The following is a 16,073-nucleotide window of genomic DNA, read 5'->3' on the forward strand; positions in this document are numbered from 1 at the left end:
CGATTTAAATAATTCGCGGTCGATAAGAGATAAAATCTGACTAAAAACATTTAAATTTATCATGGTGGTGTGTTATAATTTTGCAATTTAAATATAGCAACTTTGCTATATCCAAACACCCCCCACTTTTTAAACGTTTAGGACGCAAGTGATATGTAATATTTAAAGAAGTTTTTTTATCTTTGACTCGCAAAATAATGTCATGATACGTAAATTACCTCTTTTCGCACTTTCTTTATTTCTATTTGCTTCATGCAATAAAACAACTGATGATAAGGTAGTCATTCGCGAAGAAAAAATTAATCCTTATTTTACAGGAATAGATCTATCAGATACTTCAATTATAAATTGGAAAAGAATAGATCCTACGGAAAAATATTTTATGCTTGGCTATGGTTATGATATTACTGGTAAATATGCACATCCGGCATTTACAAGAAACAAAGTAATCGATATTGAAGCCCTTCATAATGATAACGGAAGGATCTCGTCAGGTTTCGTTTCAATGGGTGGTCCTGAACTAGAAATAAGTGGAACAAGGGAAGAATGTATCAGAACTATGGGTGAAAGAGCTGGCTTGAGTAGCGATGAAATAGCTAAATATAAGCATATTTTTAAAGAGACTTTTGAATCATCATTTAAGAATGACACCACGTTTAAATCATTAACCTATCATTATGAAGGAGTTTCGCAAGTCATATTATTTGCTTTTTTTGAAATATATGATTTAAATTTTGTCGAAACTGAATATAAATATGTAACCGCCCAATTCAAAAAGGACCTTGAAACAAAAACGGCCACAGAAATCATTTCCCTTTATGGAACTCATGTTTTAAAACGAATTAAAGTTGGACAACGAATGGATTATCTCTATCGTAATAATCAACAAACTCATACTGGGAGCTGGTTGTCACCAACAATTAATAAATATTTTATACCTGGCCCCTCTATGTGGACAGATAAACCTCAAGATGAAGTACCATTAAAAGAGAACTTATCAATTCAATTTATCGGCGGAAGTAATCAAAATACCAATTCATGGATGATCGATGTAACGAATTATACTGGTAAAAAAGTTGTTTCCCAAGAATGGAACAATTTTTCAGAAAAAAACAATACGCTAATTGATTTTTTTAGAAATGACGGTGTAGTACCTATAGATAATTTTGTAAAGGATGAAAAAAAGAAACAAGCTCTTATCGAAGCTTATAATTCATATTTAGGATTATAAATAATTACAAATTCTTCAAAATACAATTTTAAAAATGGTTTTACTAACGATTCTAATCATAAGTATCAACACCTTCCAAACTACACAAAAAGAAGATCGTAAACATTTTACTTAGAGCTGTTTGGCACAAAGAGCTCTAAGTATTTAAACAATACTCAAATTGCACTTTAAAACAACTTATAAAAGTAATACTGTTGATTATTAATCCAAAAGAAATTTTTTAATTTAAAATGATCATTTAAACAAGCAACTACAGCTTGTTTTTCACTATAAGATTGTATAGGTTTGTATTCGCTGAAAATTTAATATAAAAAAGTTTATGCAAACGCTCTATGTGATCTTCAACGGAAAATTAATTCCTGAAAACGAAGCTAAATTATCAATTACGGATCTTGCTATTGTGCGCGGCTACGGTATTTTTGATTTTTTCAAAACGGTGAATGGTATTCCTATATTTCTAGAGGATAATCTTGATCGCTTTTTTCAATCGGCAAATCTGATGGATCTACCAGTAAATTACTCCAGAGATGAATTGAGAGCTCAAATAATAACTTTAATGGAAGCGAATGTTATTCCAGATTCTGGGATTAAAATTTTATTGACTGGAGGGTATAGTAGTGATGGGTATAGTATTGCTGAGCCCAATTTAATTATCAGTCAGCAAGCTTTAAAAAGAAATTTAGTGTTGGAAAGTACAGGTTTGAAACTACTTCCTTTTCACTATCACCGTCCATTTAGTCTCGTCAAATCTATCGATTATGTTATGGGTATACAGGCGCTTAAGGCAGCTAAATCGCAGGGGGCTGACGATGTGGTTTACATACAAAACGGCTTGATATCGGAATGTCCGCGTGCTAACTTCTTTTTAATAAGTGAAGATGGCAAATTGTTAACTGCGGGTGACGATGTTTTACAGGGTATAACACGTAAAAAAATTATCCAATTGGCAAAAACCATCATGGACGTGGAAGTTCGTAACATTAGCGTGGAGGAAATCGCATCGGCAAGTGAGGCATTTATTAGTTCTACTACCAAAAATATTACTCCGGTAACTACTTTATTGGGATATAAAGAATTTGGCAAACAAGTGGGTCCTCTTACAATGCGTCTACAAGAACTGCTGCAGGAATTGGTTTACAATCCTTCATAACTTATTATTATCTCTAAAATCGGGAGAAACTATTATCTATAAAAATCATTTCAGTAATAGCTAGAGCAAGTTTAAAACATAAGTTTAAACTGTTCAAAATTTCTTAACTTCAAAAACTAAATTATGTTGGCATGGAGCAATATGTAACATATATCATCGAAAGTGATCGGGGCTCGTAACTGCATATGAAGCAACGAAGGTTGTTAAAAGGTGCTTATATTGGATCGTGAAATTGAAACCATTATTGGGGGTTGGGCCTAAGAAAGATGAAATTGAACTTGATGAACTAACGTAGGATCTTAATCATAAGAAATGTTTAAAATGCATTCTTCACGATCGTACCCAACCGTTTCAAATCGGCATGGATCCGATCATTCCATTCTAATGCAAAATTTAACCGCATACAGTTATGATAACGGTCCTGCAGTGTAAACATTCTACCTGGTGCAAAGCTTATATTCTGACGGATGGCTTTATCAAACAAGGACGCTGTATTAATTCTCTTATCCAATTCAAGCCAGAGTACGAATCCGCCTTGAGGTTGTGATATTTTTGTATTATCAGGAAAATATTCTTCGATAGCGCGTTGGTACTGAAAGCAGTTTGAATATAGCTTATTTCTAAAGTTTTGAAGGTGGTGGTCATAACGGCCATGCTCCATAAAATCTGCAATAACCTCCTGATATAAAACAGGTGTTGAGATGGTCTGCAGCAGTTTTTGCCGGATGATCTTCTTCTTGAATTTCCCTGGCGCTACCCACCCAACACGGTACCCCGGTGCAAGTGTCTTTGAAAAGGAACCACACCACATGACTATTCCAGCTTCATCAAAGGCTTTACAGGGCTTAGGTCTATTGGTGCCAAAGTAAAGGTTACCGTAAAGGTCATCTTCGATCAACGGTATATTTCGTTCTGTAAGCATCTTCAGCAGTTCGATTTTGTTTTCTTCTGGCATAAGACTGCCTAATGGATTACTGAAATTTGCGGTGAAGCAACATACATCTATTTTAGAAATAACTTTCTTTAATGCGTCCATATCGATCCCAGAAATCGGATGGGAAGGTATTTCGATCACATGAAGTCCAAGTGACTTGGCTATTTGAATTGTCCCGAAGTATACAGGTGTTTCCATTGCGATCGTATCACCTGGCTTTGTCACGGCTAACAAACAATTAAAAATAGCATTCATGGCTCCGGAAGTGGTCACCAGATCTTCTTCAGTAAGTTGTCCTTCAAACTCCATGCTCCATTTAGCGATGCTTCTTCTTAATTGATACTTCCCTGCGCAGTTCATAACTGGTCCCACCGTCGTCAAGTTTTCGTATCACATTCACAATTCCTTTATTTAGTTTTGCTATCGGTAGCATACTTTGTGCAGGAACGCCTAAAGAGAACTGTGTCAGATCTTCCTTCTTTAGCGAGTTATAAACTTTATCAATAAGATCTTCCTGGTCATGCTCATTATTCGGGGCTTGTAATCGGCTAACTGAGGGAAGTGATAAACGTCGTTGCGTTATTTTACTTACAAAATAACCGGATCGAGGTCTAGATTCAATCAGAGACCTGCTTTCTAACTCTAGAAAGGCCTGCTTAACCGTATTGATACTCACATGATACATCTTCTGAACCACACGTAGCGAAGGGAGTTTATCACCTAACTGCATCGTTCCGGTGACAATCTGTTCTTCAATAATATGAGCAATCTTGAGGTATAAGGATTCTTTCTTCATGGACTTTATTCTATTTTAATTATCTTCCTCTATTTTTTTAATCTTATTATTCACTGCTTTTAGATTCTTGGATATAGAACATGCTGCAATTTACATATTTTAGGATATCGAATATATCTAACAGCCGCTATGTTATACGTTTTAAATATTCACCTTTTCATTCAGTTTAAAGGTTGAGCCAATCAATAAGTCGTTCAATCGCCAATTTAAGTTTAGAGATGCTATGATCATCATCTCCGAATGTCTCGATATAATTTCTTTTTGCTTTGATTTCTAATGCTTCCTTAAACTCGACTTGATGAAATTCTGATAAAAAGAAACAAGTCATTTCAACCTTGTTAGCATGATTAATAATTGCAGATGCATAGCCAATCACTTCTTTAGCCTGCATGATCACTGCTAAAGGGAGTCCAAATTCGGCTGTCAAAATACTTATCCTTGCGTCCTTTCCCTCAAAATCGGATTTCTCCTTGTGTTTTTTATATAAAGAAACCACAGTGCTGAGTTCGGACAAATAAAAATTTACAATCTTAAATCCATTAATTTCATTAATCTTCATCTTCTTATTGTATTGGTGATAAGCAAATTTAAAGACTGTATTTCTGTGGGTACAGATACAGAAATACTAATTTTCACAGGTACAGCTAGTATTTTTTATAAAAGTCCTAACCATTAATTTTACACATCTTAAAATGACATCGAAAAAAAGAATATCATCAGTAATAAAAATAATTGAGAACGCAATACCTTTCCTTATTTTGATTATATTCATAAAAAATTGTACCCATTAACTATAAACTACAGTATAAAAGCCAATGGAGTTTCTGATCATATTTTTTCTAATTTCATTTCCACTACTAGGATTTTGGGTTTATAAACAGTTGCGAAAAAAAGCTAATACCTCTACTAAAATTATGGAGTACCTTATTATTGTTGCTTTTTGTATTTCGATTCTACTATTTGGTTTCGGACTTATGCTTTATGGCTCGCACTATACGGAAGCAATCGATATTGTCGACGGCGGTTACTCTCCATTTGCTTTAGAACATAGCTTGACATTAGTTACTTTTTTCGCACTTGCCATGTTTGGAATTATAAAGCTATGGTTAAAAGGAAGATCAGTACCTCCACTTCTATTTGTACTGTCATTGATTTTTGTCATTATCGGAATAATTATGAGCATTGCTGTCTTAATACAGATCTCATCGAATACGCAATTCTACGACTCCTGGTTGTTCTTTTTCCTGCCCGTCACATATACGGTGACTGCGTTTACTTTAATTTTTAGATGTATCGGAGAAGAAGCTATATCCGCAACAAATAAACATTACTCGAATAAATTTCTTAACTACCTGAACACGAAAATGGCAAATGTGAGCCATCAACCCGTTTTTGTTCTAGTATTTCTCATTCCTGTTTTTGTGCTCATTTTTGCTATATTGGTTTTATTTGGACAGGAAGTAAATTCCATTACAAAAGTATTTACGGAAACAACTACATGGAATTTTTCTACTAAAACTCATCCACCATTTTTAGATCATAGGGGGCATTACTTATGTACTGTCGCTGTTTGTGGAGATCCAACGATTGTAAAACCACTTCGTTTAGGAAAAAGGCATGGAAATGAACTTATTGTCAACAGGCAACTACTCGTTGCCAATGCTTTCGAGGAACTAATTTCAGATCATTTTCCATCAGTACATCAAGTCATCAGAAGATTTTATGATCGTTTTGGTTATCCTTTATCAAAAAAGATTAATACGCCTCAAAAATCTAATATGGTATACAGATTGATGAAACCTCTGGAGTACTTTTTTATCTTTTGCCTGTATTTATGCACTGAAAAACCTGAAGAGAAGATCGCTAAACAATATGCTTTATAAACACTATCAGCAATTAAATCAACTTTATATCTCTTTTATCATGGCTGGTTTTACTTTTAAAATGTAAAACAGAGATAATTGCGATCAAATTTTACTAATTCATTTAATGATTTGGTTCAGCATGGATTTCATAGCCAAATCCATCTTCCTTCCAGGAATCTTTCTTTAAAAGAGCAATATTTGAAGTTTTACCGAGCCAGATTTTGATCACCTGTCCCGCTCTAACACTTTTCTTAAAAAGCTTTTTGAACTTGACATGGATACCTTTAGTTGTTTCAACATACTTAGGCTCTCCATATAGGGCGGAAATATAAGGTGTAAGTACTTCCAGTTCTCGTTTTCCTATTTCAGGATTGAACTTCCTATAGTCCAGTTGGTCAAATCGTACATTTAATTGGGAGAATATTTCTTTACCAATTTTATTGCTGTACACCTGAAATTCATAATCTTGTGTTCCATTGTTGGCATAGCCTATATTTTGATTCGGATCACCGTTTACCTCATTCCATTTAACGTGCAAAAAGTCTCCATCACCGGAAATATAGATTGTTGCAGAATCCTTTACAACTAAGTCCTTACCTCTATATCCCTTTAAGTAGGTCTTGTAATTTCCTGGTAAATAAAAATAATGCCCCCAAGCTGTAGTAAAACGATATCCTCCGGATTGTTTCACTACAAGATATATTTTCTTTGCACTTCCTTCAACTTCCCAGGTCAGGGAATCTAAATTTTGATACTTTAAAGGAATTAGCATTGATCCATTTGGTCCATTATAAGTACTGTCTTTAAGTTCAAACATAACCATCTCGTAGAAATTTTGATTGTTCTTATCTGCAACTAATGTTATCGGTAATTTCTCGTCTTCGCCACTAAGATGTTCTACTTCAATTTCATCGACAAGTAAACCAAGTTCTTTGTCAGAACATGAAATTAGTAAACAGGTTGATAAAAGTAAAAAGCAGATCCTTTTAAACATAATTTAAGTCTTACTCGGGAGTATCAATTCAAAAATAACAATTAATAAGCTATATTCCAAATAGATAGAGATTTATAAAAATTACCAACTCTCATTGGTCATTGACGTAATTTTTTTCATCAAAGAATGAATAAAATTATTGATCTGCTGATCAACTAATATTACTTCTTTGTCACTAATTATTTTTCCCTTTTCATTGAAAAGACCGCTGGTTCCGCCTCCAAATGATTTTTTACCGACTAAGGAAATAGTTGTACCCGATTCAAATTTTAAACAATCAAATAAAGGTTCAAAGCGAATCTTGCCATCTCTAAATTGGAGATCATATTTATAGTAGTACTGGGCATCAATATCAATACCCCCACTAAAAAAACCCAATCCAACTTTAATCCAGTCATGCCCATTAATTACGATCTGTTCATTTTCCATGACATTAGTATTTTCCTCTGGTCTAGGATAATTTGCATTAATAAACTTTATCGTCTCAAGGAAGAGTCTATCTTTTGGAATGTTGGGAAATTCTAAAACAATATATTTCTTACTTGTATCTTCGAAGTCAACAAAACCATTTGCTGTAATTTTCATAGATTGCCCAAATGAATCTACAATACTCATAACTAATATTAGGGATGCGAAAACTATTCTATTCATAAAAATGCAATTAATTCTCCAATGTAACAATTTTTATGGCAATGACAGAACACTGGTAATATTTATTGCGAAATAATAAAATAAAAATAGCTATCAGACCTTGCATCTGTATTTCAGTTTATACTAATCCTATCCAAATAGTAATTCTATTTTTACTCAAAAAGTTATTATAGTAGTGATCAACGTTTACTTAATTTTGAGAAAATCTCCATTTTCGTAAATATATTTCCAGACTCCGTCCCGATAAACTAGCAACGGGAAGATGTTTTGCTTTGCATCTAAAGGTGAGTCGAAAAAGGTCGGTGCATCAAATAAGATTTCTTCGAAATCGATTGGCAATATTATGTTTCCTTTAGCATCCGATATGCCAAATTTGTTATTTTTTTGAAGCAGGAAATAAATTCCATTCTGAAGGGCCCGAATTTGTGTGTATTCAACTGGTAGCACCTCTTTTCCTGTGGTAAGATCTCCCAATCCATACAGATATTCATAACCGTTTACTTTTGGTAAAAAGACTGAATTATTAATAAAAACAGATTCTTCGTGGTTTAGCCTTGAATTTGTGAGGTCATATATTAACGGAAAGATCAGAGCTCCTTCTTTATTGATAAAACCCATTTTAAACACCGATGCACGGCTGTCTGAGTTTTCAGATTGACATACCATAGCGGCATCGCCCCGGAAATCAAATGCCCAAACATATTGCGGTGAGACGATTACCTCACCCGTATTGTTGATATAGCCATATCCTTTTTCATTGTACAGCAAAGCCATGTCACCTTTATAGGGCAAGATCACCGTTTCCTTACCGGGATCCTTTGGCAGATAACCTTCTTTTACATAGGTTAAACTATATGCTCCTTTGAATACTTTTTTTGTCCTAATATCATAAAGGACCCCGGTTTTGTCATCTTTCGACACCAATAGAAGATTAGGATTATTAATCGGATAAACAGATTGATAATTAAATGTCTGCAGCTCCATGTCATCCATATTGAGTAAAAGGTATTTTCCTTTTATATCTTTTATTAAACAGTACTGAACTCCAATGGTGTCTATTCGTTGAATAGCTGTCTGCAAGATCTTTTTTCCTGCAAGATCATACAGATCACTACTCTGATTATCCATATCATCTGCCTCTTTTTTCCGCACATTGTTTGCTTTTATAAGGTTTCTATTCCCGAATTTCCCCATAATAAAGCTATCGTAAACGTGTGGAATGATTTCCTTTCTTGTATCTAAATCGTAAATGCCCATTTGTCCATTTTTGATGAATGTCATTAGATTATCTGGTGCATCATAAAGTTCGGAAATCCCTTCAAAGTCGCTTAACAACAAGTGTCCATCTTGATCAAATAGGCTAGAGATTTTATTTTTCTCCGTAATGATATATTGCTCTTTTGATTCGTTGTTCTTAAACTTAAAAAGATCAATCTTATAATATTGTGGCTCAATACTGGTGTTTGTGCTGGCAAAATACAAACCATAATATGCCCCTTTTTTAATCTTAAAAATGGCTAAGTTATTACTGCCAGATGAGTAAAAGTAATCATTGACATGTGTAATTTCTCCATTCTCGATTTCGAAAAGTACCTTCCGCGTCTTATCCATCAGATAAGACTTTTGCTGTTTTTTACCAACAAAATAATCGTCGTATACTTTTATTTCATCATATTCATTTGGTATAATAACTGACCCTGATAAGTCTGAAATCCCTTTTTTATGCTGTTTTGTGGTCACCAGATAGTCTCCATAATAACCTAAATATGAATTATCATTAGGCAGTTCGATATTGTCGAAATCAAATGGTATTTTCAGATCACCATCCTGCCCGTATACACCATACTTATTATTTTCTTTTACAAGCAAAACCCCCGTTAATATTTTGGCATCAACAAACTCTCTTTTTGATGGTATATGTATGATAAGCGGTTGTCCATTTTTTGAAAAGGAAGCCACCCAGTTATCACTCCTCATATTCCAATGTGCATGCTCGTATTTAAATGGAACGAGCACTTTTTCATTCCAATCCATTACTCCCCACTTACCATTTTGCTGTGCATATACATAGGTTGAACCATTGCCACATCCCCCACAATAATCAAATGAATCATAGCCCTGACTAGTCGTTACTTTATTTTGCGATTTACTGTATAAATACCATTTCCCATTTTGTTTAACATCAAAATATGCACCATCTAAATATCCGATATCCTCGAAATAAGGTAAGAAGTTTTATCTGCTAAAAATAAGCTTACCTTTCCATTGCGCTTTACTTTCCAGAACTGCCGATATTCGATGTCAATATCATCATAGTCTGCTGCTAACAAAATATCTCCTTTTGGCGATATAATTCCGATTTTTCCATTTTTCAGATACTTCAATACAGTTTTTGGAAGGAAATCTGCTTCCTCTTTAATCTCACGTTGATAATCCTGTACTGAATACGCATCGTTAAAACTTACGGGGGTAGTTTCTGCAAGTTCAATTTTCTCCCCCTGCACATTAATATAATAAACCTGACCTTTATCTATTATTTTCGCGAAGCCATTTCTAAAAGGTGCCATACGATCATCTTCAACATAGGAACTGCTTATTTGTGCTGCTGCAGGATGTGAAAAACAAAGTGTTGCAGCAAAACAGCATGCAGTAAGTACAGAATTCAAATTCTTGTATTTTAAATATGATGAAAATGATGTCATAAGCGATTATATTTAGATTAAAAAGAGCGTTCTTTTGCTTTTATGGCATACTTTTGACCATCTTTCCCAACGAAGTAATACCAGTCTCCCTCTTTTAACAATAAGGGCCAGGTTTTTTGATCTCCTTCATAATTCCTGCGAATATCGTCATATAGAGGTGCTACAAGGATATTACCAGACCAATCTGCCAATCCATACTTGTCCCCTTTCGCAAAGGTAAAATTAGGATAAGCACTACTTGTCTCTATATCATGGTATTCTGCTCCTAAAATAACCGTACCGTTTCGTCGTACTAGCATTTGGCTATCTTTTCTAGCAAAAACTAACATTTCAGCATCTGCGCCAACGGCATACACCTCATCATACTCAAATGGAACGACTGTTTTACCTTCCAAATCAATCATTCCTTTCAGGTATTTGAATGCACTTGAAGCTTCTTTATTTGCGACCTTCTTTGCTGCAACAGCATATCCATCGTAAAAACAATCAACTTGATCAATGTCTGTAAATCTTTTCTCCTGACCTAAGGTATCAATAAAAAGATTTCCTTCTCCCGCATATATTTTTTTCAGTCCAAAATAAAACCCACTCAAAGCATGCTTATTATAATTGGGGAAACGAATAAGGTGATAATTACCCTCTACCTTCCATGAAGGGTTGGCATAGATCTTTGTACCATCAAAAGTGGTCAATTGATAAACACCTTCTTTCGTTTCGATCTGCAGAAAACTGTCATTTACCACATGTACGTCGGTAATATCAGCTCCTAATTTACGAAGCTTACGTTGTTTGATATCATAGAGTAAAAACTCGTAATTATAATTGGCAATCAGTTTCCGCAGTAGAAAGAATCGATGATTCACTAATGTAATATACTGTTCATGCGCTGCAAAAATAATCTTGTTTTGATCCAGATCAAACAATCCAATTTTTAATGCAATACTTCCTTCTTCTTTTCCTTCTGAAAATACAATAAAACGATTAGCGAGATCGAATTCGTTTTGTACTGCTTCTTTGGAATATTGATAAGAATCATTAAATCTGTATTGTACTGGCAATATTTCGGTTCCAGTTTCATCCACTATTCCAGATTTTTGTTCGGAGTCTACAAGAAAGAATGACTTACCTTTATAGTAGTGAAATTGTATATTCTTGTATTTACCACAGGGGATAATTGTTTTTCCGTTCCAAGTGTACAGCCCTTTTTTTCCAGCCTTCGTGACTTCTATAAAATAGGGTGCCTGGTTTATCTGCTGCTCATAAATTAACTTCAATCTGACATCTTCTGGAGGTTTTCTGGCCAACATTTTCTCGGTTAATGAATCGGAGCCGGTGTCATATTTATGATGGCCATTTGCCGCTAAAAACCTAATCTCCTCAAATTGAAAATCCAAAAGTGTTTTTCCCTGCATATCAACCACTCCGTATTTACCGGATTTTTTGGCTATTCCCAGATTTCTAATAAAAGGATCCAAAGATTCAAATGCAGGCGGTATAATTACTTTTTGGGTAGTGGGATCAATAACTCCAAACAAGTCTTTTGCTTAAAAATCAAGAGCTTTGATCCTTCAATTGCTTTATAATCGGCATTTCCTGAAAGTAATATTGCACCTGTAGTATCCATTAAATAAAGCTCTTTATTTTTGGTTCCCTCAATATAGGTCTGCTTACCCCCTACGATATACCTTAAATAGTCATCATACTCGACGGGATGATAACTTGCCCGCTAGCTTTGGCAAGTCCACTTTTATCCGCCGTGCGAACCTCCACATACTCGTCAGACAAAAATTTTGTGATATATTCATATTCAGGCTCATGTACTAATTTACCATCAAAGGCTGAAGCCCAGCCCCAAAGATTATTTTTGGCAATTCCAATACTATTTTTATTAATAACTGTGGCATTCTGAAATTGCAAGGGAATAATGATGTTGCCCTTATCATCAGCGACTCCGGTTTTACCATCTTTTTTCAAAATGATGTATTTGTAATCGTATGGTATTCCCGCATACCACTGTCCTTCATATTCCGTAGCGAGCTCAATTTCATCATAATCGATAGGAACGACCATGTTTCCCTTATCATTCAAGACACCATAATGCCCCTTCTTCACGACAACAAATAGATCTGCATCATGTTCTTCCACATCATCTATGAAATGATTGCCATCCAAATGATAAAAATATTCTTTTCTATCTTTTTTGACTTTTACTAATGGAGACATCGAACCTCCGAAGCCTATCGCATCTGCAGTCTGAACTGTCTGCGAAAAACCGAAAACAGCTGAGAATAAGAGTAAAAAAATAAGAATATGCTTCATTGATAACCCGTTTCTCCAAATATCTAGATTTTAAACCGAAAAATACACCCCTGAAATCCGCTAATTTTATTCTTTTAACATCCTCATTATTAATGGCTGTATATCATTGTTCGAAAATAAATCGTTAATTTTATACATACAGTATATATGATGGTAAAGTTTTTTAGTCATACATACAGGTTTAACATCGCTAAATAAAGAATAAAACTATGCTAACAGCAATATATCCGAAGTTACCTATGCGCGATAAATCGTTAACAAAAGACTATTATGTCAACCAATTAGGTTTTGAAACTTTTGGCGATCACGACTATGAAGGTTATTTAATGCTTTTCAAAGAAGGTATTGAAATTCACTTTTTTGAATTTAAAGAACTTGATCCGAAAGAAAATTATGGCCAGGTTTACATTAGAACGGACAATATTGAGGCCGTTTATCAGCAGTTTTTAGACAATAATGTCGCCATTCATCCAAATGCTCCTCTGGAAACTAAATTTTGGGGGCAAAAAGAATTTTCATTGCTCGATCCTGACAACAATCTATTAACTTTTGGACAAGGTGTCGATTGAATTTATAATACAATTTAAAGCTCAATCCAATTATTATCTTTTCTTATCACCTCATTCAACCTTTCTTGAGCCGCCTTTCTATCCTCAGCAATACTTCCGCCCTTTGATTCCATTATGGAAAGTATATTTTTTTGATAGTACCTTCTATCTTTGAACAGCTTATCTTTGTTGATCTTTTTAATTTCAACATTTTCTTTTTTGTTTAATTCTATATCCTCGTCTACATTGTGAATAGACTGAAATTCAAATTGCCATGTTTTACTTGAATCTTCTAATCTTAAAATTAGTCCCGGTAATTTCCCGAATTTATATGGCCCATCCGAAATTGGAATTTCTGTTGAAAACCAAGCTGTCCAATGCCTACCGCCAAAGTTTATTTCAGCTTTTTGACAAAGAAACTGATCAATGGTAATTGTGTCTGAAGATAATTTCCAACTGTCCATTGCTGTAGCAGGCTCTGTATAATAATTTATTTCTTTAACATGATTTAAATTGCTGCCTGAATATTCATCATAGACTTTGATCTGTCCAGTATTAGATTTTAATATTTGATAATTCAGGTTATTGATCTTTCCGATTGCCACAACCACTGGTGCAGAAAGTTGGATAACTTTAGTATTAATATAAGCTGCATAAGTGGCATCTTGCTCAACTTTATAAAGTGTTCTAAATAAAGAAACCGTATCTGATAACAGCAACTCGGTCAATTCGGTAGTTTTAGTTGTTTTATCTAAACTATCCATTTGAAAAGTCATATTATACAGTACCTTTTTATGAACTTTCAACCGATCCGATTGGGCATAAGTAGCGGTGCTAAAAAATAATGCAACAGCAGAAATTGACAATGATAATAGTTTTAAGCGCTTATTTGATTCCATATTTATGTTGAATATTGGTTTAGTCTGCTTTCCAAATACTTTGGAGACATTGGTTTTTATGAAGTTAACAATTTTCCCAGTAATGACAAAATAATTTATAACATATACAAATATGTATTGTAATTAACATATAATGTATCAATATGAATCAAATCTTTCGCGAACTAGTACTATAAGCGTCGTAGAATGTACCAATTGAACTAAATTAGTAATACATCATATACAGCAGTAAATATTTTTCACTACATAATTTGGAGGGAATTCACTTACCAAAATTGGTTTCAATCACAAAATTGCCAACACCATTTAAGCGATAGAATAATAATATGCAGATAAGGATTATGATGAGGAAAAGATTTAAGATACAGATCAACATTGAATAAATCGCAGCTGATCTGTATAATTTAATGACTAATCTTCATCATGGTCTTCTCCAGCTAGAGAGAACTTGATTGATTTTTGAGGATAATCATCAAACTTTTTCTACTGGTATTACCAATTACTTTTTTAAGGCTTACTTTATCTCCTAATCTAAAATGAAGTTCTACTACTGATAGTCCAATAAATATGGACCACAAAAGTAATTACCCTTTTCGTCTTGCTCAATTATTCCTTGATATAGCCCTCTTTTTGTTTCTCTTGGCATGTTATTATATTTATGGGACAAAGATACGAAGAGTAAAGGCATTTTAAACTATTAACACAAAAGATAATAATAAATGGTCTGAATTACATGAAATATCACTGTAAAATCTTAAATAAGAATTGCTAATCTTTATCTTTGACAAAGATTAATTGATTAATGAAAGGTATTATAATAATAATATTATTCTTCGTCGGAATAAATTCTCTCTCAGCTCAAAGTAATGCTTTGCTTGGTAAATGGATTTTAGATACTTCACTTACACCTGAAGGTAAATTATTACCATTGGATGATCCACTGTTTTCTAGCCTGGTGATTTATGAATTTACAGAAAAAAAATTGGCCATTAACGAACATAAGTTTGATGCAGAATTTAGTGGAAACTATTTAATTGATCTTGGGAATCGAAAATTGAATTATGAGATAAGAAATGAATATTTGTACATACAAGAATCAAACAATTCTCCTATCCTTTGTTTTCTTAAATTTGATGATTTTCGTAGAATATACCCAGAATTTCAACCGAAAGAAATAGTATATCAAGGCAAAACGTTTTTATATATAATGATCTTGTCGATATTAAATTTAATAACGATCTAACATTTTTCCATTATATCATCAATTGTACTCCATTAATCAAAAACAAAACCTCTGCGAATTACTATTTTACTATAAAGTATGTATTAAATACCACAAATGAAATTTCAAATATTGAAATAACAAACATTTCAGATGAAAAAGTAAAAAAACAACTAGTGAATACAATTCAGAAATCAGCTAAATTTTATCAGAATAATTCTGGAAAAAACCTACTAATGAAAGAAAAATTTCTATTTTTCAAAATGCATGAAGCAATCGATGAAACGGTAGAAGCAACTTATAAAAGTTTTTTAAAAGGAAATGAATTTTTTAACAATTTGAGGTTTCAGGAAGCACTTGTCGAATATGAGAATGGTCTGGAAAAAAAGTTTGATACAGAAAAATTTTATGGCCTTTTCTATTCAGAATATATTATCAAATTAGGAATATCATATCTCATTTCAGAACAAAAAGAAAAAGCATGTTCCACTTTCAGAAAATTAGGTGACGAAACGAATTTTAGCGTTAGAAATTTCTTACGCTATTATTGTCAATAGAATATTTGAAAAGAAATCACATAGCACGATTTTCCTTATCCTTTAACTTTTTTTTAATGTGTAAAAATATAATGCTTCACAGTTTATTATAAAATACAATAAGTCACTAAGATATTATTTTAGTATGAATCTCTTAAATTTAATTCATACATTTAGTAGAAAGAATAATCAAAAAGCATATTAACCCGATTATATTGGGAACTAA

The 16,073-nt window shown here is 33.5% G+C and carries 16 protein-coding genes; 6 read left to right on the top strand and 10 right to left on the bottom strand.

The features are described 5' to 3' along the window. The first annotated feature begins 202 nt into the window (after positions 1-202). Entirely contained in the window at positions 203-1,231 is a 1,029-nt protein-coding gene (locus L950_RS09775) for a hypothetical protein (RefSeq protein ID WP_021191416.1), read from the top strand. Positions 1,232-1,550: 319 nt separating this feature from the next. After that, on the top strand, positions 1,551-2,381 hold the full coding sequence (locus tag L950_RS09780; RefSeq protein ID WP_021191417.1) for an aminotransferase class IV: 831 nt from the start codon (positions 1,551-1,553) through the stop codon (positions 2,379-2,381). A 316-nt stretch (positions 2,382-2,697) separates the two neighbouring features. On the opposite strand, the gene L950_RS09785 is transcribed toward L950_RS09780, so the two are convergent. The 3 genes from L950_RS09785 to L950_RS09790 form a co-directional block, all read right to left on the bottom strand. Beyond that, the gene (locus tag L950_RS09785; protein ID WP_231577037.1) at positions 2,698-3,675 is read right to left on the bottom strand and encodes a PLP-dependent aminotransferase family protein; all 978 of its coding nucleotides are present in this window, start codon (positions 3,673-3,675) and stop codon (positions 2,698-2,700) included. Beyond that, a complete protein-coding gene (locus L950_RS32660) occupies positions 3,632-4,111 on the bottom strand; it encodes a GntR family transcriptional regulator (RefSeq protein ID WP_231577038.1) in 480 nt (159 codons plus the stop codon). The genes L950_RS09785 and L950_RS32660 overlap by 44 nt, the downstream gene beginning before the upstream one ends. Positions 4,112-4,277: 166 nt before the next feature. Next, complete coding sequence (locus L950_RS09790) at positions 4,278-4,670, bottom strand: hypothetical protein (RefSeq protein WP_021191418.1); 393 nt, start codon at positions 4,668-4,670, stop codon at positions 4,278-4,280. A 256-nt stretch (positions 4,671-4,926) separates the two neighbouring features. Here L950_RS09790 and L950_RS09795 point away from each other — a divergent pair, with 256 nt between their 5' ends. After that, a complete protein-coding gene (locus tag L950_RS09795; protein WP_021191419.1) occupies positions 4,927-5,994 on the top strand; it encodes a DUF6688 family protein in 1,068 nt (355 codons plus the stop codon). A gap of 103 nt (positions 5,995-6,097) precedes the next feature. Here L950_RS09795 and L950_RS09800 read toward each other — a convergent pair whose 3' ends face one another. The 6 genes from L950_RS09800 to L950_RS09825 all read right to left on the bottom strand — a co-directional run bounded on the left by L950_RS09800 (position 6,098) and on the right by L950_RS09825 (position 12,642). Continuing rightward, on the bottom strand, positions 6,098-6,970 hold the full coding sequence (locus L950_RS09800; RefSeq protein WP_021191420.1) for a hypothetical protein: 873 nt from the start codon (positions 6,968-6,970) through the stop codon (positions 6,098-6,100). 81 nt (positions 6,971-7,051) lie between these two features. Continuing rightward, positions 7,052-7,585: a hypothetical protein gene (locus L950_RS09805; protein ID WP_021191421.1), complete on the bottom strand. Its 534-nt coding sequence runs from the start codon at positions 7,583-7,585 to the stop codon at positions 7,052-7,054. A gap of 222 nt (positions 7,586-7,807) precedes the next feature. Further along, entirely contained in the window at positions 7,808-9,655 is a 1,848-nt protein-coding gene (locus tag L950_RS09810) for a WG repeat-containing protein (protein ID WP_021191422.1), read from the bottom strand. A 164-nt stretch (positions 9,656-9,819) separates the two neighbouring features. After that, entirely contained in the window at positions 9,820-10,287 is a 468-nt protein-coding gene (locus L950_RS09815; protein ID WP_156169641.1) for a hypothetical protein, read from the bottom strand. Positions 10,288-10,340: 53 nt separating this feature from the next. Further along, the gene (locus tag L950_RS09820) at positions 10,341-11,858 is read right to left on the bottom strand and encodes a WG repeat-containing protein (protein WP_021191424.1); all 1,518 of its coding nucleotides are present in this window, start codon (positions 11,856-11,858) and stop codon (positions 10,341-10,343) included. A 151-nt stretch (positions 11,859-12,009) separates the two neighbouring features. Then, positions 12,010-12,642: a WG repeat-containing protein gene (locus L950_RS09825; RefSeq protein WP_021191425.1), complete on the bottom strand. Its 633-nt coding sequence runs from the start codon at positions 12,640-12,642 to the stop codon at positions 12,010-12,012. Positions 12,643-12,851: 209 nt separating this feature from the next. Here L950_RS09825 and L950_RS09830 point away from each other — a divergent pair, with 209 nt between their 5' ends. After that, positions 12,852-13,211, top strand: coding sequence for a bleomycin resistance protein (locus L950_RS09830; protein ID WP_021191426.1), 360 nt, complete (start codon positions 12,852-12,854; stop codon positions 13,209-13,211). Positions 13,212-13,225: 14 nt separating this feature from the next. Here the strand turns inward: L950_RS09830 and L950_RS09835 are convergent, their stop codons facing one another. Next, complete coding sequence (locus L950_RS09835; protein ID WP_021191427.1) at positions 13,226-14,089, bottom strand: GLPGLI family protein; 864 nt, start codon at positions 14,087-14,089, stop codon at positions 13,226-13,228. Between the two features lie 802 nt (positions 14,090-14,891). Between L950_RS09835 and L950_RS09840 the strand changes: the two genes are divergently transcribed. Both L950_RS09840 and L950_RS09845 read left to right on the top strand, forming a co-directional pair. Next, positions 14,892-15,332 carry a hypothetical protein gene (locus L950_RS09840; RefSeq protein WP_021191428.1) on the top strand — a complete coding sequence of 147 codons (441 nt, stop codon included), beginning with the start codon at positions 14,892-14,894 and terminating at the stop codon, positions 15,330-15,332. 215 nt (positions 15,333-15,547) lie between these two features. Further along, entirely contained in the window at positions 15,548-15,868 is a 321-nt protein-coding gene (locus tag L950_RS09845; protein ID WP_156169642.1) for a hypothetical protein, read from the top strand. Positions 15,869-16,073: the final 205 nt, after the last annotated feature.

Source organism: Sphingobacterium sp. IITKGP-BTPF85, assembly GCF_001006065.1.
GTDB lineage: Bacteria > Bacteroidota > Bacteroidia > Sphingobacteriales > Sphingobacteriaceae > Sphingobacterium > Sphingobacterium anhuiense.